18 protein-coding genes and 1 pseudogene are annotated in these 22,355 nt (G+C 66.5%); 12 read left to right on the top strand and 7 right to left on the bottom strand.

The window, feature by feature from the left end; genetic code table 11:
• The first annotated feature begins 263 nt into the window (after positions 1–263).
• Both VSR71_RS05640 and VSR71_RS05635 read left to right on the top strand, forming a co-directional pair.
• On the top strand, positions 264–2,153 hold the full coding sequence (locus tag VSR71_RS05640; protein ID WP_342912926.1) for a cytochrome-c peroxidase: 1,890 nt from the start codon (positions 264–266) through the stop codon (positions 2,151–2,153).
• 607 nt (positions 2,154–2,760) lie between these two features.
• On the top strand, positions 2,761–4,104 hold the full coding sequence (locus VSR71_RS05635) for a nucleobase:cation symporter-2 family protein (protein ID WP_342912925.1): 1,344 nt from the start codon (positions 2,761–2,763) through the stop codon (positions 4,102–4,104).
• Between the two features lie 115 nt (positions 4,105–4,219).
• Here the strand turns inward: VSR71_RS05635 and VSR71_RS05630 are convergent, their stop codons facing one another.
• Positions 4,220–5,548 carry an MFS transporter gene (locus VSR71_RS05630; RefSeq protein ID WP_342912924.1) on the bottom strand — a complete coding sequence of 443 codons (1,329 nt, stop codon included), beginning with the start codon at positions 5,546–5,548 and terminating at the stop codon, positions 4,220–4,222.
• A 71-nt stretch (positions 5,549–5,619) separates the two neighbouring features.
• Positions 5,620–6,789 (bottom strand): M20 aminoacylase family protein, encoded by a 1,170-nt coding sequence (locus VSR71_RS05625; RefSeq protein WP_342912923.1) that lies wholly within the window; start codon positions 6,787–6,789, stop codon positions 5,620–5,622.
• A gap of 128 nt (positions 6,790–6,917) precedes the next feature.
• Between VSR71_RS05625 and VSR71_RS05620 the strand changes: the two genes are divergently transcribed.
• Entirely contained in the window at positions 6,918–7,877 is a 960-nt protein-coding gene (locus tag VSR71_RS05620; RefSeq protein WP_342912922.1) for a LysR family transcriptional regulator, read from the top strand.
• A gap of 91 nt (positions 7,878–7,968) precedes the next feature.
• Here VSR71_RS05620 and VSR71_RS05615 read toward each other — a convergent pair whose 3' ends face one another.
• Complete coding sequence (locus tag VSR71_RS05615) at positions 7,969–8,946, bottom strand: tripartite tricarboxylate transporter substrate binding protein (RefSeq protein ID WP_342912921.1); 978 nt, start codon at positions 8,944–8,946, stop codon at positions 7,969–7,971.
• Positions 8,947–8,977: 31 nt separating this feature from the next.
• Positions 8,978–10,477, bottom strand: coding sequence for an argininosuccinate lyase (argH, locus tag VSR71_RS05610; protein WP_342912920.1), 1,500 nt, complete (start codon positions 10,475–10,477; stop codon positions 8,978–8,980).
• A gap of 91 nt (positions 10,478–10,568) precedes the next feature.
• Between argH and VSR71_RS05605 the strand changes: the two genes are divergently transcribed.
• Positions 10,569–11,480 (top strand): LysR substrate-binding domain-containing protein, encoded by a 912-nt coding sequence (locus VSR71_RS05605; RefSeq protein ID WP_342912919.1) that lies wholly within the window; start codon positions 10,569–10,571, stop codon positions 11,478–11,480.
• Between the two features lie 11 nt (positions 11,481–11,491).
• On the opposite strand, the gene VSR71_RS05600 is transcribed toward VSR71_RS05605, so the two are convergent.
• Together VSR71_RS05600 and VSR71_RS05595 are read right to left on the bottom strand one after the other, a co-directional pair.
• A complete protein-coding gene (locus VSR71_RS05600; protein ID WP_342912918.1) occupies positions 11,492–13,003 on the bottom strand; it encodes a PQQ-dependent sugar dehydrogenase in 1,512 nt (503 codons plus the stop codon).
• Between the two features lie 72 nt (positions 13,004–13,075).
• Positions 13,076–13,627 carry a MarR family winged helix-turn-helix transcriptional regulator gene (locus VSR71_RS05595; RefSeq protein WP_342912917.1) on the bottom strand — a complete coding sequence of 184 codons (552 nt, stop codon included), beginning with the start codon at positions 13,625–13,627 and terminating at the stop codon, positions 13,076–13,078.
• 94 nt (positions 13,628–13,721) lie between these two features.
• On the opposite strand from VSR71_RS05595, the gene VSR71_RS05590 reads away from it, so the two are divergent.
• The 7 genes from VSR71_RS05590 to VSR71_RS05560 all read left to right on the top strand — a co-directional run bounded on the left by VSR71_RS05590 (position 13,722) and on the right by VSR71_RS05560 (position 20,575).
• The gene (locus VSR71_RS05590) at positions 13,722–14,708 is read left to right on the top strand and encodes a Bug family tripartite tricarboxylate transporter substrate binding protein (protein ID WP_342912916.1); all 987 of its coding nucleotides are present in this window, start codon (positions 13,722–13,724) and stop codon (positions 14,706–14,708) included.
• Between the two features lie 19 nt (positions 14,709–14,727).
• Entirely contained in the window at positions 14,728–16,287 is a 1,560-nt protein-coding gene (locus VSR71_RS05585; RefSeq protein ID WP_342912915.1) for a sulfatase-like hydrolase/transferase, read from the top strand.
• Between the two features lie 57 nt (positions 16,288–16,344).
• Positions 16,345–17,265: an arginase gene (gene rocF / locus VSR71_RS05580; protein ID WP_342912914.1), complete on the top strand. Its 921-nt coding sequence runs from the start codon at positions 16,345–16,347 to the stop codon at positions 17,263–17,265.
• 166 nt (positions 17,266–17,431) lie between these two features.
• Complete coding sequence (locus VSR71_RS05575) at positions 17,432–17,956, top strand: host attachment protein (RefSeq protein WP_342912913.1); 525 nt, start codon at positions 17,432–17,434, stop codon at positions 17,954–17,956.
• A gap of 740 nt (positions 17,957–18,696) precedes the next feature.
• Positions 18,697–19,893, top strand: a complete 1,197-nt coding sequence (locus VSR71_RS05570; RefSeq protein WP_428979351.1) for an AI-2E family transporter — start codon at positions 18,697–18,699, stop codon at positions 19,891–19,893.
• Positions 19,894–20,023: 130 nt separating this feature from the next.
• On the top strand, positions 20,024–20,239 hold the full coding sequence (locus VSR71_RS05565; RefSeq protein WP_342912911.1) for a hypothetical protein: 216 nt from the start codon (positions 20,024–20,026) through the stop codon (positions 20,237–20,239).
• Positions 20,240–20,365: 126 nt separating this feature from the next.
• Positions 20,366–20,575: a DUF3079 domain-containing protein gene (locus tag VSR71_RS05560; RefSeq protein ID WP_342912910.1), complete on the top strand. Its 210-nt coding sequence runs from the start codon at positions 20,366–20,368 to the stop codon at positions 20,573–20,575.
• Here the strand turns inward: VSR71_RS05560 and VSR71_RS05555 are convergent.
• A pseudogene (locus VSR71_RS05555) lies at positions 20,572–20,716 on the bottom strand (glutathione-dependent formaldehyde dehydrogenase); the annotation flags it as partial. The gene VSR71_RS05560 and the pseudogene VSR71_RS05555 sit on opposite strands and share 4 nt — an antisense overlap.
• Positions 20,717–20,840: 124 nt before the next feature.
• Between VSR71_RS05555 and gabD the strand changes: the two are divergent.
• Positions 20,841–22,289 (top strand): NADP-dependent succinate-semialdehyde dehydrogenase, encoded by a 1,449-nt coding sequence (gabD, locus tag VSR71_RS05550; protein ID WP_342912909.1) that lies wholly within the window; start codon positions 20,841–20,843, stop codon positions 22,287–22,289.
• Positions 22,290–22,355 lie beyond the last annotated feature (66 nt).

The following is a 22,355-nucleotide window of genomic DNA, read 5'->3' as shown; positions in this document are numbered from 1 at the left end:
CAACCACCCTGATTCAAGCTGGGTGTCGCTTCCCACTCCCAGCTTGAATCCCACCCCGTTGGCCATCGCAACGATGGCGCAGCGCCAGGCAACTCCCCGTCTCGCCTTTTGCGACAACGTTTTCCAGCGCATGACCGCGCCATCCCGGCGAACTGGCGAGCGCCATAAGTGGCTATCAGGCCTATGTGCGGCACCTCACATGGCCATCCTGGCTGCCGCACTAAGCCGTCGCGCGCACTGCACGCCCAGGTAGTTGTGATCCATTGGCGGGTCTGCGTTCGCTCAAGACCGTTACGGTCCCCGGTCCGCCTGCCGAAGTCCTGGACGAATTCGTCAAGGACAAGGCGGCCGCCATCCAGCTCGGCAAGGCGCTGTTCTGGGACATGAAGGTGGGCAGCGACAACAAGACCTCTTGCGCAAGCTGCCACTTCCATGCCGGTGTCGACAACCGCATCACGAACCAGCTCTCTCCAGGCCTGCTGGGCGGCGATAAAACCTTCCAGCTGGGCCGGCCAAACTACACCTTCAAGCCGGAAGACTTCGGGTTCACCAAGCATGTGCAGGTGAACCAGCCGCAGCCGCAACTCTCGAACGTCAATGAGGTTTCCGGCTCGCAGGGGGTATTCACGGCGAACTTCGTTGAGTTCGGCACAGGCAGCACGGGCGATGTCTGCGCCAATGTTTCCGACGACATCTTCCACGGCGGCACGGGCTTCAACATCAACGGCGTCAACACGCGCCAGGTGACCGGGCGCAATACCCCTTCTGTCATCAATGCGGTATTCAATTTCCGCAACTTCTGGGACGGGCGCGCCAACAACATGTACAACGGCGGCGACCCGTTTGGCATGCGCAATCCGGAAGCCCTGGTGTGGAAGAACGAGGGCGGCGTGGTGAAGCAAGCCAAGTTGGCCATTCCAGGCGCCTCCCTGGCGTCGCAAAGTGACGGCCCTCCCCTGAGTTCGGTCGAAATGAGTTGCAATGGACGGTCATTCATGAAGCTCGGCAAGAAGCTGCTTGGCCAGCGGCCGTTGTCCGGCCAGGTCATCGCGGCTGACGACAGCGTACTTGGCCCGCTGGTGTTACTGCGCAGCAAGGATCAGGTACCGACCTACTCCGAGATGATCAAGAAGGCGTTCCGCTCCCAGTACTGGAACTCGCCGACGCTGTTGAAGATGTCGGCTGCGGATGAGGCGAAGTTCGCCACGATGGATCTGTTGCCTCCGCGCCAGTTCAAGCGCGGTACCGGGAAATTCGAGGTAAGCCAGATGGAGGCCAACTTCGCGCTCTTCTTCGGCCTCGCCGTTCATCTTTACGAATCCACCCTGATTGCCAACGACACGCCGGTGGACCGTTACCTCGAGGGCCAGACCACAGCCCTGAATGAGCAGCAGTTGCGCGGCGCCAGAGTCTTCACCGGGGCCGGGCGTTGCGGCTTCTGTCACTCGGGTGCTGAATTCACTGCCGCCTCATTCTCCAGCGTGACCAGGCAGCGACTCAGGCGGATGCCGATGGGCGATGGACTGGAAGCTGTCTATGACAACGGCTTCTACAACATCGGCGTGCAACCGACCGCAGAGGATCTCGGCGTAGGCGGGATAGACCCGTTCGGCAATCCGCTTTCCGAAACGCGGATGGCGCAACAGGGTAAGACCCATTTGCTGGGCAACGGCTTTGATACCACTAAGGAGACGGCGGTGGGCGCTAACGAGCGTGTGGCTGTTGACGGTGCCTTCAAGGCACCAGGTCTGCGCAATCTGGAGTTTACCGGCCCGTATTTCCATAACGGCGGCAAATCCACCCTGATGCAGGTGGTCGACTTCTATAACCGCGGCGGCGATTTTGCGGACGTCAACACGGCTAACCTGGACCGGGGCATCAGGCCGCTCGGCTTGACAGAGTCGGACAAGCAAGACTTGGTGGCTTTCCTGCTTGCCCTGGGTGATGACCGCGTGCGCTATCGCAAAGCGCCGTTCGACCACCCCTCGCTGTGCTTCCCCCAAGGGCATAAGGTCAGCAATACCGGGGCCTTGCTGCAGGACGGAAGCACCGGGAACGGCGTGGACAACACGGAATGCATTGGCGCAGTGGGCGCTGGCGGCGCGAGCAGCGGCCTCAAGCCGTTCCTCAACCTTGATCCGTTCCAACGCTAGCGGAGAGCGTGTTGGGGGTCCATCCCGTGGGGTCGGGGCGGGATGGACTGCTGTCAGGCGTCGAGCCTCCAGCATGGCGTGGATAAAACGGGCCGGTCGCGCCAACAGTGGCAAGCAGGTCTTAACAATCCGGGCCAGTCCATTGTCGCCATAAATTGTCGAGGACGGCAACTCAATTTCATTGAACGACAATCCGGCAAGAAAATGTCCAATGCCGTGGCGCAGCCAGACCGGCGCTGACATTGTCACTGCAGATATATGTCGGCGTCGATTATCGATTTTCAGAACAGACTACCGGCATTGCCCACCCTGTTCACCCGCGATTCTCATCACCTCTCAACAAAAGCGGGCTTCGATTATTATCGACCGACAAACTCTTTCCGGACGATTCCTATATACACCAATTCGCGCACCAATAGCATCACGGCGTCGGAATAATCAAATGGATTGATTTTCTATTTACTTTCCGGATAGCATGCCGGGCGCGGCGCGGAAGCCGCATCGACGCTTCCGCGCTCACGCATTGCCCCTCCCGGCGGCAAACGCCGGCCGGCCCGGAACAAACGAAAAAGGTGGAAACATCCACCCGCATAAACAGGAGACGTTAATGGCACCTTTGCTGTTCAGGGTGGAAGACCGTCCGCCGCGCATCACCACCGTGCTGCTGGCGCTTCAGCATTTGCTCGCCGCTCTCGGCGGCATTATTGCGGTGCCGCTGGTGATCGGCGGGGCATTAAAGCTGCCGACCGCGGAAATCATTGCGCTGGTGAATGCCGCCTTGATCGGCTCGGGCGTGGTGACCATTATCCAGTGCAAGGGCGTGGGGCCGGTCGGCATTCGCCTGCCGTGCGTGATGGGCACCAGCTTTTCCTTCGTTGGCGCTGCCATCAGCGTTGGCGCCGAGCACGGCGTCGCCGGCATCCTGGGCTCGGCGCTGGTCGGCTCGCTGCTGATGATCGTCGGCAGCCATTTCATGCCGACCATCCGCAAGCTCTTCCCTCATACCGTCACCAGCGTCGTCGTCACCATGATCGGCCTGTCGCTGATCCCGGTCGCGGTGGACTGGGCCGCCGGTGGCCGCGGCAGCCCGCAGTATGGCGCGGTCGGCAACCTGGCGATCGCGGCTTTCGTGCTGGCGCTGGTGGTCGCGTTGGTGCAGTGGGGCAAGGGCATGATCTCGGCCTCGGCGATCGTGATCGGCATGCTGGGCGGCTATCTGCTTTGCCTAGCGCTGGGGCTGGTCGATTTCACGCAGATGCGCAATGCGCCGGTGCTGGCGCTGCCGCAGCCGCTGCATTTCGGGTTGACGTTCCCGGTGTCGGGCATCGTTGCGATGGCGATTGCCTACCTGGTGACGACGGTGGAATCCACCGGCACCTTCATGGCACTGGGCTCGGCCACGCAGACGCCGATCACGGGCAACAAGCTGTCGCGCGGCATCCTGTGCGACGGCTTCGGCTCCGCCTTTGCCGCGCTGATTTCGAGCCCGCCGCTGTCGACCTTCGCGCAGAACGTCGGCGTGGTGTCGCTGACCGGCGTCGCCAGCCGCCACGTGGTGGCGCTGACCGGCGTGATGCTGCTGCTGGCCGGGCTGTTCCCGGTGCTGGGCGCGCTGGTGGTGACGATTCCGCAGCCGGTACTCGGCGGCGCCGGCCTGATGATGTTCGCGATGATCGTCTCGGGCGGCATCAACATGCTGAGCCGGATCGAGTTCACGCAGCGCAATACGCTGATCGTGGCCGTATCGATCGGCTGCGGCCTGGCGGTGACCTTCCGCCCGGAACTGCTGTCCAAGCTGCCGCTGTTCGTGCAGGAGGTGTTCGGCTCGGGTATCTCGGTGGGATCGCTGGTGGCGGTGACGCTGAACCTGGTGCTGCCGGGCGGCAAGGCTGAACATGCCGAGGAGGCGCAGCACGAGGACGTGGCGCAGGCTTCGGGCGAACTGGCCTGAACGCATCCGCGGTGACGATGCTGGCGGGCGAGCCCACTTTGGGGCGCAGACCGCCAGCATCGCATGTGGTGCAACGGCAGTCCGGTGTCAATACTGAGCGCTCGGGGCGCTTGCCTCAATCCAGCCGCTTTCCCGCCGTCTCGGGCACCATCGCCAGCCCGGCCAGCGATATGACGCCGCAGCCGATCACATACAGCGCCGGCGCGCTGGCATTGCCGGTCAGCTCGATCAGCCAGGTGGCGATCAACTGTGCGAAGCCGCCAAACACCAGCACGCCGATGCAATAGACGATCGACAGGCCGCTGGCGCGGATGCGGCGTGGGAACAGCTCGGTGATGAGCACCACGCTAGGCACCACGTTCAGCACCAGCGGCAAGGCCAGCATCGCGACCACGGCAAGCAGCGTGCCGAGCGATGGCCTGGCGTTGAGCAGCAGGAAGGCGGGATAGACCAGCGCCAGCATGGCGACGCGAGACCACAGGATAGCGGGCTTGCGGCCGATGCGGTCGGACAGCCTGCCGGCGTACGCGGCGAATGCCACCTGCACCAGGGCGGCGACACAGCCTGCGCTCATGCTGAGCCCGAGCGGGATCTTCAGCACAGTCGCAGCGTAGCTGGTCATGTAGTGCAGCACGATATAGGTCGCGGAGGTGCCGCCAATCGTCAACAGAACGCCAGCTACCACCACGCGGCCGTGTCCGCGGAAAATCTCCGCCAGGCCGGCGCCTTCGTGGCCCGGCGCCGCTCCAGCGGCCGGCGCTTCGGCAGTTTCCTCCAGGTGGCGGCGGATGTAGAGGCCGAGCGGAATGACCAGGATGCCGATCGCGAACGGCACGCGCCAGCCCCAGCTTTGCAGCGCGTCCGGCGACAAGCCGTTGGTCAGCGACAACCCCACCACCGCACCGAGCAGCACGCTGATACCCTGGCTGAACAGCTGCCAGCTGCCGTAGTAGCCGCGGGATTGATCGTCGGCGTACTCCATCAGCAGCGCTGTCGACGCGCCGACTTCGCCGCCCAGCGCAAAACCCTGCAGCAGCCGCGCCAGCACGATCAGCATCGGCGCGGCCAGCCCGGCCTGTGCATAGGTGGGCGAGACCACGAACAGCAGCGAGCCCAGCCCCATCAGCCAGAGCGTCAGCGCCATGGCCGGCTTGCGTCCGACCCGGTCGGCGTAGAGCCCGATCAACAGGCCGCCGAGCGGGCGCGCGACGAAGCCCACGCCAAACGTGGCCAGCGACAGCATCAGCTGGCCGAGGCTGCCGCTGACAGGAAAGAACAGCTTGCCGATCAGCACCGCGAAGAAGCTGTAGACGGTGAAATCGTAGAACTCAAGGCCGTTGCCGATAGTAATGGCGGCAATGGCGCGGCGACGCGGCACGGCGCGGCCGGCCGGCTGCGCCGCGATAGCGCTGTCCAGCGGCTGCGCTGGCAGGGAAGTGGACATTCGGTGTCTCCGTGGATGAGGTGGTGCCGGCCTTGAGGGCCGGTCATTGTCGTTGGTGGCTGAGGCGCGGCTCAGCGCAGGTAGCGCTCGACCAGCCGGACCCAGTAGGTGGCGGCAAGCGGCAGGCATTCGTCGTTGAAGTCATAGCCCGGGTTGTGGACCATGCAGCCGCCCTCGCCGTCACCGTTGCCGACAATCAGGTAGCAGCCAGGACATTCCTCCAGCATGAAAGAGAAGTCTTCGCTGCCGGTCAGCGGCACCATGTCGCCGATCAGGCCGCCCTCGCCCAGCCACTCGCGGGCAACCTCGCGCGCCAGTTCCGTGGTGGCCGGGTCGTTGACCAGCACCGGGTAGCGGCGGTCGTAGTGCACCTCGGCACTGGCACCAAAGCTGTCCGCCTGGGCATGCGCCAGCGCGGTGATGCGCGCCTGCAGCAGGTCGCGCACTTCGGCCTTCAGGGCGCGCACCGACAGCCGCAGCTCGGCACTCTCGGGAATCACGTTGGACGCCTTGCCGGCTTCGATCGCCCCGACGGTCACGATAGCCATGTCAAGCGGGTTCACGTTGCGCGACACCACCGACTGCAACGCCATGACCATCGACGCGCAGGCCACCACCGGATCGACCGCCCGGTGCGGAACCGCGCCATGGCCGCCACGCCCGGTCACGCGGATGGTGACGGTATCGGAGGACGCCATGAACGGGCCGGGCAGGAAGCCGAACTTGCCGGTCGGGTGTCCGGGCATGTTGTGCAGCGCGAACACCGCATCGCACGGGAACAACCGGAACAGGCCCTCCTTGACCATCTCGCGCGCGCCGCCCATGCCTTCCTCGGCCGGCTGGAAGATAACGTGCAGCGTGCCCCGGAAGGACTTGTGCCCGGCCAGGTAGCGCGCCGCGGTCAGCAGCGTGGCAGTGTGGCCGTCATGGCCGCAGGCGTGCATCTTGCCGTCAATCTTGCTGGCATACGGCAGGCCAGTGGTTTCACGGATCGGCAGCGCATCCATGTCCGCGCGCAGGCCGATGGCAGGGCCGTCGCCGTGGCGCAGCGTGCCGACCATGCCGGTGCGGCCCAGGCCGCGATGCACGGCATACCCCCATGCCTGCAGGCACTCGGCAACCAGGTCGCTGGTGGCGAATTCCTCGAAGCCCAGCTCGGGATGGGCATGGATGCGGTGGCGCAGGTCCACCATCTCTGCTTCGATGGCGCGGATGCCGGGCAGGACGGGATCTGGATGCATGGGGTCTCCGAGGTGTTTTTGGGGCGATTGCGGGGATTGCGTGCGGCGATCTTAGGCATCGACCGCTCGTGCCGATAGCCACAAAACTGTTATCCTGACAACCACTGGTTGTCACCCAGGAATCCACCATGTCGATGAAGCTGCACCAGATCCAGGCGCTGGTCGCCGTTGCCGATGCCGGCAGCATCCGCGCCGCCGCCCGGCTGGCCGGACTGTCGCAGGCAGCGGTTACCAAGGCGCTGCGCGAGCTGGAAAGCGAAGCCCGGCTGCCCCTGCTCTCGCGCACCGCCAGCGGCGTGGCGCTGACCGAGGCGGGGCAGCGGATGCTGGGCCATGCCCGGCTGGTGGTCGGGCAACTCGCCCGCGCCAGTGAGGAACTGGCCACCCTGCGCGGCGAGGGTGTGGGACGGCTCAGTATCAGCGTCACGCCGTGGATCATGCTGACGTTCCTGCCGCGCGCACTGCTGCGTTTTCGCGAACGCATGCCTGGGGTGCAGGTGGAAATCTTCGAAGGCCTGACCGCAGTGGCGTTGCCCCGGCTGCGCGAAGGCACGCTTGACTTTGCCGTGGGGCCATTCACGGCCGCGATGTCCACGCAGGAATTCGAGTGCGAGCCGCTGCTTGCATACACCTCTTGCGTGATCTCCCGGCGCGGCCATCCATGCGCGCAGGCGCGCTCGCTGCAAGCGCTGCTGGAACAGGACTGGGTCGTCAACTACACCACGGCCAGCTATGAGCCGTTCATGCGCAACCTGTTCTGGCAGCATGACGCACGGATTGACCCGGCGCGGCTGCATTGCGCGCACTCCACCGCGCTACTGCTGGAGTTGATCCGCAATGCCGGCATGATCAGCTACTGCCCGCGGCCGCTGCTGCTGACCGAGCCGATGCGAGGCTGGGTCCACGCCATTGCCCTGGCCGAGCAGTTCGAAACCAGCCGGCTCGGCATCATCACGCGCCACAACGCGGTGCGCAGTCCCGCGGCGCAGTGCTTCACCGATTGCCTGCTGCAGGAGATCCGTCGCCGCGCGCGCTCGGCGGCGCAAAAGGACAGCGAGTTGTTCGACGAGCTGGAAGTTTTGTACTGAGCGTCGGACCTCGCGGCAGGGAGGCAGGGAGGGGGAATGGCCGGATCTGTGCGATACACGCATCCGGCCCCGCGTGGCCCTCGCTGCGGCTTCAATCCAGCGTGATGTTCGCCTTCCTGATCACCTCGCTCCAGCGCTGGGTCTCGACGCGCACCAGCGCGGCATATTCGGCGCTGGTGCCGGGCATCGGGATGGCACCCTGCGCTGCAAGGCTCTCCGCAGTCTTCTTCTCTTTCGCGATCTTGTTGATCTCGAGCGAGAGCCGGTCGACGATGGCCTTGGGCGTTCCCGCCGGTGCCAGCACGCCGGACCAGGAGTCGACCACCAGGTCAGGGATGCCGGCCTCGGCCATGGTGGGGACATCCGGCAACGAAGCCACCCGGCGCGAACCCGCGACCGCAAGCGCGCGCATCTTCCCGCCCTGGATTTGCGGCAGGACGTTAGGCAGGTTGACGAACATCAGGTCGATCTGCCCCGACATGAGGTCAACCGCCGCCGGGCCCGCGCCCTTGAACGGCACGTGCTCGAAACTGGTGCCGGTCTTGTGCTGGAACAGCTCGCCGACCATCTGGTTGACGCTGCCGTTACCTGCGGAGCCCATGAACAGCGGCTTGCCGCCAGACTTGGCGTAGGCAACGAGATCCTTCACGGTCTTCGCGGGCACCTTGTTCGAGACCACCAGCACGTTCGGCACAGCGGCGAACAGCGCCACCTGGACAAAGTCCTTGTTTGCGTCGTAGGGCAGCTTCCTGTAGATCAGCGGGTGGATGGACTGGTGCCCCGACGAAGCAAGCAGCAGCGTATAGCCGTCAGGCGGCGACTTGGCGACCAGGTCCGCCCCCAGCGTGCCGCCCGCGCCGGGCTTGTTCTCCACGATGACCTGCTGGCCCAGCGTCTCCGACAGGCGCTGCGCCAGCACGCGGCCAATGAGGTTGACGGTGCCGCCGGCGGGGAACGGAACGACGAGGCGGATCGGCTTGTCCGGATACGGGGCGGAGGCGGCGGAGGCAGCCGTGGCGACGCAGGCAGCGCTAACACCCGCAATCAGTAATCTGGCGATTAGCTTCATGGTGCTTGGGCAGGAAGAAGGATGGATTGGATCAGGCCGCTGCCAGGGCGGCGATGTCGCGCTTCATCTGGTCGCGCGCCGCATCGAGGCGCTGCCGTAGCGACATCACGGAAGCCAGCACAGTCTCAAGATGGGCCTGTTGACGCTCGATGGCAAGTGCCACTTCGGACGGCGCTGGGCCGCCGTTGCGGCGTGCATTGACGCTCTCGACGGGATCCAGGTACTGGCGCAATTTGTCCTCGGGCCATTCTATGGCGCGGCCGATCACGTCCACCGCGGCGCGGTCGAGCATGGTGCTGGTCACTTCGCCGGCAGACTGGCCGGCATCGAGGGCAATCCGCACCAGGCCTCCCACGACATGGTGAGCGTCGCGGAACGACAGTCCCGCGTCGGCGACGAGCCCGTCGGCCAGGTCCGTCGCCACTGAGAAGTCGAACCTGACCCGTTGCAGCATGGATTGCCGCCTCGGCTCCACGCTGCCGACCACCAGCTCGAACAGCGACAGGCAGCGCGCCGTTTCCTCGCAGCACTCCCAGAAGCTGCGGATGCTCTCGCGGCTGCTGTCGCCGGTGTGCGTGAAGTGCGTTCCCTTGACCGCAATCAGCGCGGTAGTCAGCAGCCCGACCACATGGGCGCTCTTGCCGCGCAGGTATTCGAGCACGGCGGGGTTCTTCTTCTGCGGCATGATGCTCGAGGTGCTCGCCACGCGGTCGGGGAAGGACAGCAGGCCGAATTCCGGCGTGGACCATACGTAGAAGTCCTGCGCCACCCTGCCCCACGTCAGCGCGACGATGGCCATGGCGGACATGGCTTCCCAGGCGAAGTCGCGCGATGCCACCGCATCCAGCGTGTTGTGCACCAGCGAACCGAAGCCGAGCGCGGCCGCCGAGACGCGCCTGTCGATCGGAAAACGCGTGCCGGCCAGCGCGCCTGCACCCAGCGGCATGGCGTCGATCCGCGCCAGCGACGCGTGCAGACGGTCCATGTCCCGCCCCAGCGCCTCGGCCACGGCGCTCAGGTAAAAGCCGAAGGTGATCGGCTGCGCCGGCTGCAGGTGCGTGTAGCCTGGCATGACCGCATCGGCGCATTCACCGGCGCGTTGCAGCGCCACCCTGCGAACGCTGCCCAGCGCCTCGATGGTATCGAGCACGATGCTGCGGGTGCGCATCCGGTCGATCGTGGCCGCGATGTCGTTGCGGCTGCGCGCCATGTGCAGGCGTCCGCCGATGTCCCGGCCGCTCACCTCCATCAGCCGCGCTTCATAGTTGAAGTAGGGATCCTCGCGGGCGGGATCCAGCGTCACTGCGTCAGGGCCTTCGGTTTCCATCTGCTGCAGGCCGCCGGCCAGCCTGCGCGCGACCTCGGGCGACACGAGGCCGGTCTTGTGCAGCATCAGCAGGTGCGCCTGGTTCACCTCGGTGAGGTAAGGGAATTGCCTGGTGAAGTCACGCGCAAGGCGCGGACCGTAAATGTGCTCGCAGATTTCTCGGGCAAGCGGCTCGTTGAGCCGGCGGCTGACTTTGGATTCCATGGTTCGTAGTGCGTTGTGTGATGAACCCAGTATCGAAGCCAGCCGCATACCGGTCAAATGACAGTTTCAAGGGGTCGCATGCATTTTTGATATGGGCATCCGGCAATGCCTGTACCATGCCGGCATGAACTTCAAGCAGATTGAAACCTTTCGCACCGTCATGCTGACCGGCTCCATGACCGTCGCGGCGAAGCAGTTGCATACCTCGCAACCGAATGTGAGCCGCGTCATCGGCAAGCTCGAAGCGGAGCTCGGCTTCGAGTTGTTCGACCGGCTGCCGGGGCGCGTGGTGGCGACCAAGGGCGCCGAAGCGCTGTTCAAGGAGGTGGAGCGCGCCTTTGTCGGACTGGACAGCCTGAGCGACTCGGCGCGCGCGATCCGCGACGCCGGCGCCGGCACGCTGCGCGTGGCGGCCGCAGCGTCGATAGCGCTGAGCGTGCTGCCTCTGGCGGTCCGGCGGTTCAGCGAAAAGTACCCGCAGGTGCGCATCGTGTGCGACACCAGCGAGTCCTACGTGATTGCCAACTGGATCGCAACGCAGCACTGCGACATCGGCTTCGTGTCGAACATCTCCGACAAGCCGGGGGTTGTGGCATCCGTCATCCATACCGAAAGCGCGGTGTGCGTGGTGCCGGCGCGCCACCGGCTGGCGAAGAAGAGGCGGCTCGTCCCGGAAGACCTCGCCGGCGAGCGCTTTATTTCCTTGCCCGGCGGCAGTTCGTCTCGACATGCAATCGACGCCGTGTTCCGCGACGGGGACCGCATCATGGCGCTAGAAACGCCCTTCGCCGCGACGATCTGCAGGATGGTCGGCGAAGGGCTCGGCGTGAGCCTGGTGAACCCCATCGTCAGCCGGACCATGAAGTACCCGGGCGTGGCCGCCATTCCGTTCAAGCCCGATATCCCGTTCCGGAGCTATATGCTGCGCGCGCAGCTGGCGCCACGCGACACGCACGTCAACCATTTCGTTGCCTGCATGCGAGCCGCCTTCGACGCCGTGTGACCGAGGGCGGCTTACTGCCCGCCGACGGTCGCATCGATGCGATACACGGCACCACTGGCCGCCGACGTCCCGCCGTCAGCCAGTACATAAAGCGCCTGCGCGGCATCCACTCCGAAGGAATACACGTTGCCGGGGATCGTGACGTTCCAGTCGACCTGCTCGGCCGCGCCACCGTCGCGGAACACGAAGCTCGACAGCCTGCCGGTGCACAAGTCTGAATGGAAATAACGGCCTTGCAGCGCAACCAGCGCATTGCCCCGGTACACATAGCCGCCGACGATGGCGCAGCGGCCGGCATCGTGGCCGTACTCGAATACCGGCAGCGTCAGCCCGGCCGTATCGCAGGTAGCGGCGCCCACGCACGCGGCGCCTTCCATGCGGTCCCATCCGTAGTTCAGCCCGGCGCTGGTGGCCTCGGCGACGTCGACTTCCTCGCGCTGGTCCTGGCCAACGTCCGCGATATACAGCCGTCCGGAATCGAATGAAAACCGCCACGGATTGCGCAATCCGAATGCCCAGATCTCGCCCCGCCTGCCGCTCTGGCCGGCAAACGGATTGCCGGAGGGAACGCCATAAGGCTGCCCCGACGCGCCGCTGACATCGATGCGCAGCACTTTACCGAGCAGCACCCCGAGATTCTGCGCATTGCCGGACGGATCTCCGCCACCGCCGCCATCGCCGGTGCCGACATAGAGCATGCCGTCCGTGCCGAACGCCAGCTGGCCGCCGTTGTGGTTCTGGAAGTTGCTGTGCGGGATCGACAGCAACACCGTGCCCCTGGCGTCGGCAATGTCGGGATTGCCCGCCGACACCTGGTAGCGCGCGATGGTAATGGCGCCGTTGTTATCCGTGTAGTAGACGTAGAAGCGGCCGTTGCTGGCATAGCCGGGATCGAATGCCATCGACAGCAGGCCGCGCTCGCCGTCGGTGGTGGTCAGCGCATCGATATCGAGGAAGGGCGTGCCCAGCAGCGCGCCGTTGCGCACCACGCGGATGCGCCCGGCGCGCTCCACGATGAACAAGCGCGCGTCGCCCGCGGGCGCGGTGAGATAGATCGGCTCGGCCAGGCCGCCGGCGACTTGCGTCAGCGACAGGCGCACCGACTGTGGCGAGCCATAGACGACGTTAGCCGTGGCGCCACCGCCGGCGCCGACAGTCACCGACTGGGCCGGCGGCTGCGGCTGGTATTGGCTGGTGCCGGCGAGCACGTCGGCGGCGCTGACGGTGTAGGTGCCGGTGGCAAGGTTGGACAGGGTTGTCGACTGGGCGACGGACTGGCGGTATTGACCCGGGCCAGTCACCGTGAGCGACGCCGGAGTGCCGGACGGCAGGCCGGTTACCGTCAACGACAGCGATCCCGGGCCGCCGCCGCTACCGCCGCTACCGCCGCTACCGCCGCTACCGCCGCTACCGCCTGAATTGCCGGAACTGCCCCCATCGCCGCCGCCACCGCCGCACGCCGCCAGACCGAGGCAGCAGGCAAGAAACCATTGGCACAGCGAAGATCGTAGTGAGACTGACATGATGCACTCCTGCCACCCCGGCGCCTGCTGCCACGCAAGAACCGCTCCATGCCATGGCAAGGTTTGCCTGTCTTACCCCTTGCCGCCCCGCCAGACCTGCAGCGGATCCCAGCGCGGCGCGGCGCCTTCCGGCTGCGGCAGATCCTGCGCTTCTGCCATCATGGCCTCGGCCCGCGCCTGCAGCTTGTCCAGGCAGCGTGACAGCACGCGCGCTTCCTCGGTGCTCAGGCATGCCGCCAGCTCGCGGTTGAAGGCGCGCGCCTGCGCAAAGGCGCGCCGGTAGACCGCTTCACCCTCTTCCGTCAGCGTGAATGCGGCGGCGCGCCGGTCCTGCGCACGCGCCTCGCGCCGCACCAGTCCGCGCTCGACCAGCGCGTGCACGGCGCGGCTGGCAAGCACCTTGTCCAGGCCAGCACTTTGCGCCAGCTCGGTCAGCCGCGTACCCGGCTGCTCGCCCAGGAAGGCAATCATGCGCCATTCGCGCCGCGTCACGCCGGCCGTGGCGCGCAGGTGAAGCCCCGCGGCCCCCAGCGCCACGCGGTTCAGGTGATAGACCCGGTAGTTGATGAAATCGCCCAGCCGCCTGGGCCGCTGCAGCCGGCTGCCGCCGTCGTCGTGTGCCATGCCCTGCCCGCGAATTAGTTGACTTTGTCAATTATATCGACGGGTGTTAGCGTGCCACCCATACCAAACGACAACCCGGAACCGAGGAGACACCGTGAGCCCCCGCAACTGCCTTTCCCGACTTGCCGCCTGCCTGGCGGCCACTGCCACCGCCTTCACCGCCTGGGCGCTGCCCGCCGGCGCGCAGTCGGAGCGCCCGCTGCGCATCCTGGTCGGCTACCCTGCCGGCGGCACCGCCGACCTGGCTGCGCGCCTGGTCGGAGACAAGCTGCGCGAGACGCTGAACCAGAACGTGGTGGTGGAGAACAAGCCGGGCGCCGGCGGCCGGCTGGTGATGGACTATGCCCGCACCCAGCCTGCCGACGGCCATACGCTGGTGGTGGCCAATTCGGCCGTGATGACGATCGCACCGCTCGTCTACCGCAAGCTCAACTACGACATCCAGCGCGACTTTGTCCCGGTGGCGCAGGCGGCCAACTTCCAGCTGGCCCTGGCCACCGGCCCGGGCAGCCCGGCGCGCTCGCTCAAGGATTATGTGGCATGGCTCAAGGCGGGTCCGCAGAACAACTCCTACGCCTCGCCGGCGCTGGGCAGCATCCCGCATTTCTTCGGGCTGATGATCGGCAAGCAGGTCGGCGTGGAGATGCTGCATGTGCCGTTCAACGGCTCGGCGCCGCTGATGAGCGCGCTGGTGGGCGGGCAGGTGCCGGCCTCGGTCGATACGCTGGCCGACCTGACCGAGATGCACCGCGCCGGCAAGGTGCGCGTGCTGGCCACTTCCGGCACGCAGCGCTCGGTGGCGCTGCCCGATGTGCCGACCTTCACCGAGCTGGGCTACAAGGGCATCGAGGGCGAAGGCCGCTACGGCGTGCTGGCGCCCGCCGGCACGCCGCGGCCGGTGCTGGACAAGCTCAACGCCGCCATCGTCAAGGCAGTGACGTCGCCCGACGTGCGCGACAAGTTCCTGAAGCTGGGGCTGGAACCGGCCACCGGCACGGCTGACGCGTTTGCCGGCCTGCTGAAGGCGGACGCCGCCAGGTGGGCGCCGGTGGTGAAGGCCTCCGGCTATACCGGCGACTGACAAGCCGCAGCGAGCCACCATGCCGATCCGCAACACCCTGTTCATCATGTGCGACCAGTTGCGCCGCGACCACCTGGGCTGCTATGGGCACCCCACGCTGCGCACGCGCAATATCGACGCGCTGGCCGCGCGCGGCGTGCGTTTCGACCGCGCCTTCGTCACCTCCGGCGTCTGCGGCCCCAGCCGCATGAGCTTCTACACCGGCCGCTACGTCAGCAGCCACGGCGCCACCTGGAACCGCGTACCGCTGTCGGTCGGCGAAGTCACGCTGGGCGAATACCTGAAGGACAGCGGCCGCGCGCTGGCGCTGGCGGGCAAGACCCACGTGATGCCCGACAACGCCAACCTCAGGCGCCTGCACCTCGACGGCGGCACCGAGCTGGAGGCCTTGCTGCGCAGCGGCCATTTCACCGAGGTCGACCGCCACGATGGCCATCATGCCGAGCCGCGGGGCGCCTATGCGGACTGGCTGCGCCGGCACGGCTACGACAGCGCCGACCCCTGGACCGACTACGTCATCAGCGCCGAGAACGCGCAAGGCGAGATAGTTTCCGGCTGGCACATGCGCAATGCCGGCCTGCCCGCGCGCGTGGCCGAGCCGCATTCCGAGACGGCTTACACCGTCGACCAGGCCATGCAGTACATCGGCGCGCGCGGCGACGAGCCGTGGGTGCTGCACCTGTCGCTGGTCAAGCCGCACTGGCCCTACCTTGCCCCCGCGCCCTATCACGCCGCATACAAGCTCGACGACTGCCTGCCGCTGCGCCGCCACGCCGCCGAACTGGAAGACCCGCACCCGGTGCTCTCGGCGTACCGCACGCAGGAAGAATGCGCCAATTTCATGCGCCAGGAAGTGTCGGATACGGTGCGCCCCGCCTACCAGGGGCTTATCCAGCAGATCGACGACCGCCTCGGCCTGCTGTGGGACCAGTTGGAACGCCTTGGCCGCTGGCAGGACACGCTTATTGTCTTTACCGCCGACCATGGCGACTTCCTCGGCGACCACTGGCTGGGCGAGAAGGAGCAGTTCTACGACACCGTGCAGAACGTGCCGCTGATCGTCTACGACCCCTCGCCCGAGGCCGATGCCACCCGCGGCAGCGCGCCGCAGGACATGGTGTCGGCGGTCGACGTGGTGCCGACGGTGCTCGATGCGCTGGGCTTGCCGCCGGCCGGCCATCGCATCGAAGGCCGCTCGCTGCTGGACCTGACCCGCTCGCGCGATGCGGGGCAATGGCGCGATTTTGTCGTTTCCGAGCTCGACTACGCCTACCGCGGCGCACGGGTCGCGCTCGGCCGCCATCCGGGCGAATGCCGGGCCTGGATGGTGCGTGACGCACGCTGGAAATACGTCCACTGGCAGGGCTTCCGGCCGCAGCTGTTCGATCTGGAAGACGATCCGGACGAGTACTTCGACCTGGGCGCCGACCCGGGCCATGAAACCGTGCGCAACGCCATGCGGCTGCGGCTGCTGGACTGGTTCTGCACGCTCAAGCCGCGCGTGACCGTGACCAACGAGGAGGTCGCGGCCAAGACCAACGTGTACAAGCAGGCCGGCGTGTTTTTCGGCGTGTGGTGAACGCGGCGGGTACGGAACCTGCAAACGCATGGGCGTCCGCATTCACCGCACCCCGCCATGAAACCTGTCACGCTGATTGGTGCCCCCACCGACGTCGGGGCCGGCACGCGCGGCGCCTCGATGGGCCCCGAGGCACTGCGCGTCGCCGGCCTGGCGCAGGCGCTGGCACGCAACAACCTGCTGGTCGAAGACACCGGCAACCTGGCCGGCCCCGCCAATCCGTGGCAACCGCCGCAGGACGGCATGCGCCACCTCGACGAAGTCGTGGCGTGGAACCGCGCCGTCTATGACGCGTGCCTCGGCACGCTGCAGGCGGGCCGGCTGCCGCTGCTGATGGGCGGCGACCATTGCCTGGCGATCGGCTCGATCAGCGCCGCGGCGCGCCACTGCCGCGATACCGGCAAGACCCTGATGGTGCTGTGGCTCGATGCGCACGCCGACGCCAATATCGGCACCACCACGCCCACCGGCAACATGCACGGCATGCCGGTGGCCTGCCTGTGCGGACACGGCCCCGCGCCGCTGACCACGCTGGCCGGCCCGGCGCCGGCGGTGGAGCGCAGCGCGATCCGGCAGATCGGCATCCGCAGCGTCGATGCGGAGGAAAAGCGCCGCCTGCACGAACTGCAGCTGGCCGTGTTCGACATGCGCTACATCGACGAGAACGGCATGCGCTACACCATGCAACAGGCGCTGGCCGGCATCGACGCGCAGACGCACCTGCACGTCAGCTTCGACGTGGATTTTCTCGACTGCGTGATTGCGCCTGGCGTGGGCACCACGGTGCCGGGCGGGCCGACCTACCGCGAGACCCAGCTCTGCATGGAAATGATCGCCGACACCGGCCGTCTGGCATCGCTCGACGTGATGGAGCTGAATCCGGCCTGCGACGTGCGCAACCAGACCGGGCAACTGGCCGTGGACCTGGTCGAAAGCCTGTTCGGAAAATCGACGCTGTGGCGTCCACCGCCTGCCTGAAAAAGTTGCACGGCGTGCCTGTCGATACTGCAACGCCATGCCCCATGCGGCACCCCGGGGCCCGCGAGGCGCGCGAACCGGCGCCGCCGCGGGCCGGCGGCCGGTGGCGTACCCCTTGCAACACCGGTAGTCAGGCCCACTGTTCGGGCCGGCAACCGGAGCGATCATGAAGAACATCTGGATCCTGGTGGCGGACGAATCCGTTGCCCGTGTCTTCGCCTCGCATGCAAACGCCGCCCCGCTGGCGGTGGTCGAAGAAATTACCGATGCCGCCGCGCACGCCGACCGCGCCGACCTGCGCCGCGACGCCTATGGCCGGCGTGGCCACGCCGCGTCGCAGGGGGATGCTGGCCATCCCGGCGCGCATCAGGTCGGCCCGTCCACGGTTACGTCGTCCGCGGGCGAGGACGAACTGCACCAGGAAGCGCAGCTGTTCGCGCACCGCGTCGCGGATTTACTCGCGGACGCCCGCAACAAGCAGCGCTATGAAGAACTCGTGCTGATCGCGGCGCCGCGCTTCCTCGGGCTGCTGCGCAAGACCTTGCCTGCTTCCGTTACCGACTTGGTGACGCGCGAGATCGACAAGGACTTTATCCACGTGCCCAACAACGACCTGCAGCAACGGCTGGCGGACGAGGGCGTGGTACCTGCGCGCCGTGACGAGCGCGTGAATACAGGAAGGGATCGCTAGAAGGGGCGCTCAGTCCTGCAAGCGCGCCAGGGAAGCGGCCGCCGCACGTGCGTGCGGGCGGCCGCGCGAGCGTGCGGGCGTTCAGCGCGCCGTGCCCGAGCCGCTGGTCGAGCCGCTGGAGCCGCTGGACGTGCCGGCAGGGCTGGTGGTGCTGGTCGCGCCGGACGTGCCGGTCGAAGTGCTGGAACTCGGCGAGCCATAGCCGCTGCGGCTGCGTTGCTGTTCAGACACCGAGCCCGAACCCGACATCGATCCCGACCCGCTGGTGCTGCCGGTTGCGGTGCAGCCAGCCAGGATGCCGAGCGAGGCGAGCAAAGCAGTGCCAATGCGTAGCGTCGTTTTCATATGATCCTCCGTCTTGCAGGTTGCGACCGGGCCTTGCATCGATCACCGGCCGGCGAGCGCGCTGGAATCGCCGCTCCGCTGCGTTATCACGCAACTGACGTACCAGTAGCCGGCGGCGAAGCCGGCAATGGGCCTGCCGTTGCCAACCCTGCGCCGGGAAAGGACCTGTCTGCGGGCTTGCTGCAGTAGGAAGTGCGCGGCGCGCGTAAAACTTACCGCGCGGCCCGGGCGCTGGTAGTGCAGCGCTTACAGAAAAACGCTGCCGCACACGCCGGGCGTATCCATACGCCGGCCTGCCGCCCTTGTCTGACACCAGCAGTCGGCGGCGTCCGACAGCCGCGCGCCACCAGGCAGCTATCTTTCAAAGACAGCCCTTTATGCCGAAGCGCCCGGCTATGTTGCCCGTACCCGACTCCACTCCTCCGATGCCACATGCCGAGCCGCCCGCCCCCGCCGAAGTAGCCGGGCCGGCAGCGCCGCCCGACGCCCCGATGGTGGCGGTCGCGCCTCCCAGCGTTTCCGCGGCGCTACAGCGTGCCAGTACGGCGCTGGTCGTGCTGGCCGCGCTGTTCTCGCTCTATGCCGTGCATCTCGCCCGCGATTTCCTCGTGCCAGTGGTGATCGCGATCGTGCTCGCTTATCTGCTCGACCCGCCGGTATCCGCGCTGCAACGGCTGGGCATGCCGCGCGTGGCGGCCGGCACGGTGGTGCTGCTGGCATTGCTGTGCGCGCTGCTCAGTGGCGCCTATCTGCTGCAAGGCCAGGTGGAGTCCATCGTCAACAGCCTGCCCGAGGTAGCCAGCAAGCTGTCGCGCTCGGTCGGCGCCCTGCTGAGCGGCGACGATTCGATGTGGCAGAAAGTCCGGCGCGCCGCCACCGTGCTCAGCGGCGCCGGGCAGCCGCCGCCGCCGCGCGTGCCGCATGTGGTGGTGGACCATTCGGGGGACCAGCTCAACACCATGCTGCTGGCCGGTTCGGTCAGCATCTTCACGATGGCCGGCCAGGCGGTGGTGGTGGTGTTCCTGCTGTATTTCCTGCTGCTCGCGGGCGATACCTTCAAGCGCAAGTTCATCAAGATGGTCGGCAATACCATCTCCGAAAAGAAGATCAGCGTGCACATGCTGGACGAGGTCAACCGCTCGATCCAGCGTTACATGGGCATGCTGCTGGTGACCAATGCGGCGCTGGGCGTCTGTACATGGATGCTGCTGAAATGGCTGGGAGTCAATAACGCGGGCAGCTGGTCGATTGCCGCGGGGGCGCTGCACCTGGTGCCCTATTTTGGCGCTATGGCGATCGCGGTGTGCCTGGGCATGGTGACGTTCATGCAATTCGGCACGCTGGGCATGGCCGCGGCGGCCGCGGGCGGCTCGCTGTTGATCGCCACGCTGATCGGCTCGCTCGTCACCACGTGGATGATCGGGCGCATGGCCAGGATGAATGCCGTCGCGGTGTTCGTGGCGTTGCTGCTTTTCACCTGGCTCTGGGGCGTGTGGGGGATGCTGCTCGCGATCCCGCTGATCACGATCGCCAAGGTCGTGGCCGATCACATCGAAGGACTGGAAGTGGTGGCGGAGTTCCTTGGCGAATAGTCAGTTCGCTTTCGCACGCGCCGGCCCAACACCGGCCCGGATCCGCGCTTCACCCCAGCACCTATACTCAATCCACCGATGCTGCACCACAGCATTTTCCTGCTGCGGAATTCGTGCTGGAGGAACCAACATGCCTTTGTGCGACCTTTGCCTGTCGCAGCTGGACCGGCCGGGCCATTTCCCCCCACATGCGCGCCTGCTGAAGTCGGCGACGCTGCTCACCACCAGCGGCCAGAACGCTTTCGTGTATCGCTGCGGCGATTGCGGCGAAAACCTGCTGCTGGCCTCGGCCGACGGCGAGGCGCCGGACCGGTGGACACGACTGGATGCCGATGGCTGGCGCTGAAGATGGAAGCGGCGGTGGGCAGGTCAGCCGTTGCCCTTCGGGCTGCCTTGATCTGGGGCAAATCTGCATTGGATCGCTGCCCGGATAATTTTGCTCAAGCCGCCCTTTCCGCCGACCAACCACGCCATGGCCAAGAAATTTCCGTTGCACCCCACCCATCCCGAGCGCGTCTGCTGGGGTTGCGACAAGTACTGCCCGACCGACGCCATGGGATGCGGCAACGGCTCCAGCCGGACGCAGCACCCCATCGAACTGCTCGGCGACGACTGGCTCGACTACGGCGACTGGGGCATCGAGGCCCCGGACACTGCTGCGCGCGAACGCGCTCCGGCCTAGCCGACGCGCATCACCACTTTCACGCACCCGTCCTGCTTCTCCCGGAACGTCTGGTACATCCCCTTCCTCCGGCGTGCAACGATGGCTGATCACGAATGAGGGATCGAATTCGCCTTGCTGGATGCAGCGCAGCAAATCGTCCGGGCACGCGCGGCAGGCTCCCGGACGATTTGCACGCGATGGCGGCAAGAACTACAACGCGGGCGGGATTAAAATCGCCTTCACGGCTACTCTGCCTTTCCCCCACAGCCCCCACGGAACCATCATGCTGAACCTCCAGGATTCTTCGCTGCTGCGGCAGCAGTGCTATGTCGACGGCCGCTGGATCGATGGCGAGCGCCGCATCGACGTGACCAACCCCGCCACCGGCGAACGCGTCGGCCAGGTGCCGCAGCTGGGCGCCGATGAAACCCGCCAGGCCATCGAAGCCGCCAATCGGGCCCTGCCGGCCTGGCGCGCGCGCACGGCCAAGGAACGTTCGGCGCTGCTGCGCAAATGGTTCGAGCTGATCCTGGCCAGCCAGGAAGACCTGGCGCGCATCATGACCGCCGAACAGGGCAAGCCGATCGCCGAGGCACGCGGCGAGATCGCCTATGCGGCCTCGTTCATCGAATGGTTTGCCGAAGAAGGCAAGCGGGTCTATGGCGACACCATTCCCGCACCGGCCACCAACCAGCGCATCGTCGTCACCAAGGAGCCAGTCGGCGTGTGCGCGGCGATTACGCCGTGGAATTTCCCGGCGGCGATGATCACGCGCAAGGCCGGCCCTGCGCTGGCGGTCGGCTGCACGATGGTGCTCAAGCCCGCGTCGCAGACGCCGCTGACCGCGCTGGCGCTGGCGGCGCTGGCCGAGCGTGCCGGCATTCCGGCCGGCGTGCTGTCGGTGGTGACGGGCTCGGCGAGTGCGATCGGCGGCGAAATGAGCAGCAACCCGCTGGTGCGCAAGCTGACCTTCACCGGCTCGACCGAGGTGGGCCGCGTGCTGATGGCGCAGACCGCATCGACCATCAAGAAGGTTTCGATGGAGCTGGGCGGCAACGCCCCCTTCATCGTGTTCGACGATGCCGACCTCGACGCCGCGGTGGAAGGGGCAATCGTGTCGAAGTACCGCAACGCCGGGCAGACCTGCGTTTGCGCCAACCGCATCTATGTGCAGGCAGGCGTGTACGAGGCCTTTGCGAAGAAGCTGGTGGCGGCGGTCGCCGCGCTCAAGGTCGGCAACGGCATGGATGACGGCGTGCGCATCGGGCCGCTGATCGACGACAAAGCCGTGGCCAAGGTAGAGGAACATATCGCCGACGCCGTGGGCAAGGGTGCGCGCGTGCTGCATGGCGGCCAGCGCCACGCGCTCGGCCATTCGTTCTTCCAGCCAACGGTGCTGGCCGATGTCGCGACCGGCATGCTGGTCGCGCGCGAGGAAACCTTCGGGCCGCTGGCGCCGCTGTTCCGCTTCGAAACCGAGGATGAGGTCGTGGCCATGGCCAACGATACCGAGTTCGGCCTGGCCAGCTACTTCTACGCGCGCGACCTGGGCCGCGTCTGGCGCGTGTCGGAACGGCTGGAGTACGGCATGGTGGGCGTCAATACCGGGCTGATCTCGAACGAGGTGGCGCCATTCGGCGGCGTCAAGCAGTCGGGCGTCGGCCGCGAGGGTTCGCACTACGGCATCGACGATTACCTGGTCATCAAGTACACCTGCATGGCCGGGATCTGACCCCGTGGCGGCGCCTGGCGCGACCAGCGCGCGCTGAACGCACTAGTCGCACTAGTCGCACTAGTC

It is taken from the genome of Cupriavidus oxalaticus, from assembly GCF_038900635.1.
In the GTDB taxonomy this organism is placed as follows: Bacteria; Pseudomonadota; Gammaproteobacteria; order Burkholderiales; family Burkholderiaceae; genus Cupriavidus; species Cupriavidus oxalaticus_B.
This window is presented reverse-complemented; position numbering and strand designations above follow the sequence as displayed.

Excerpts from the sequence above, each read along its gene's own strand:
- VSR71_RS05635 (WP_342912925.1), top strand. The coding sequence starts at position 2,761 with ATGGCACCTTTGCTGTTCAGGGTGGAAGACCGTCCGCCGCGCATCACC.
- VSR71_RS05630 (WP_342912924.1), bottom strand. The coding sequence starts at position 5,548 with ATGTCCACTTCCCTGCCAGCGCAGCCGCTGGACAGCGCTATCGCGGCG.
- VSR71_RS05625 (WP_342912923.1), bottom strand. The coding sequence starts at position 6,789 with ATGCATCCAGATCCCGTCCTGCCCGGCATCCGCGCCATCGAAGCAGAG.
- VSR71_RS05620 (WP_342912922.1), top strand. The coding sequence starts at position 6,918 with ATGTCGATGAAGCTGCACCAGATCCAGGCGCTGGTCGCCGTTGCCGAT.
- VSR71_RS05615 (WP_342912921.1), bottom strand. The coding sequence starts at position 8,946 with ATGAAGCTAATCGCCAGATTACTGATTGCGGGTGTTAGCGCTGCCTGC.
- argH (WP_342912920.1), bottom strand. The coding sequence starts at position 10,477 with ATGGAATCCAAAGTCAGCCGCCGGCTCAACGAGCCGCTTGCCCGAGAA.
- VSR71_RS05605 (WP_342912919.1), top strand. The coding sequence starts at position 10,569 with ATGGGCATCCGGCAATGCCTGTACCATGCCGGCATGAACTTCAAGCAG.
- VSR71_RS05600 (WP_342912918.1), bottom strand. The coding sequence starts at position 13,003 with ATGTCAGTCTCACTACGATCTTCGCTGTGCCAATGGTTTCTTGCCTGC.
- VSR71_RS05595 (WP_342912917.1), bottom strand. The coding sequence starts at position 13,627 with ATGGCACACGACGACGGCGGCAGCCGGCTGCAGCGGCCCAGGCGGCTG.
- VSR71_RS05585 (WP_342912915.1), top strand. The coding sequence starts at position 14,728 with ATGCCGATCCGCAACACCCTGTTCATCATGTGCGACCAGTTGCGCCGC.
- rocF (WP_342912914.1), top strand. The coding sequence starts at position 16,345 with ATGAAACCTGTCACGCTGATTGGTGCCCCCACCGACGTCGGGGCCGGC.
- VSR71_RS05575 (WP_342912913.1), top strand. The coding sequence starts at position 17,432 with ATGAAGAACATCTGGATCCTGGTGGCGGACGAATCCGTTGCCCGTGTC.
- VSR71_RS05570 (WP_428979351.1), top strand. The coding sequence starts at position 18,697 with ATGTTGCCCGTACCCGACTCCACTCCTCCGATGCCACATGCCGAGCCG.
- VSR71_RS05565 (WP_342912911.1), top strand. The coding sequence starts at position 20,024 with ATGCCTTTGTGCGACCTTTGCCTGTCGCAGCTGGACCGGCCGGGCCAT.
- VSR71_RS05560 (WP_342912910.1), top strand. The coding sequence starts at position 20,366 with ATGGCCAAGAAATTTCCGTTGCACCCCACCCATCCCGAGCGCGTCTGC.
- gabD (WP_342912909.1), top strand. The coding sequence starts at position 20,841 with ATGCTGAACCTCCAGGATTCTTCGCTGCTGCGGCAGCAGTGCTATGTC.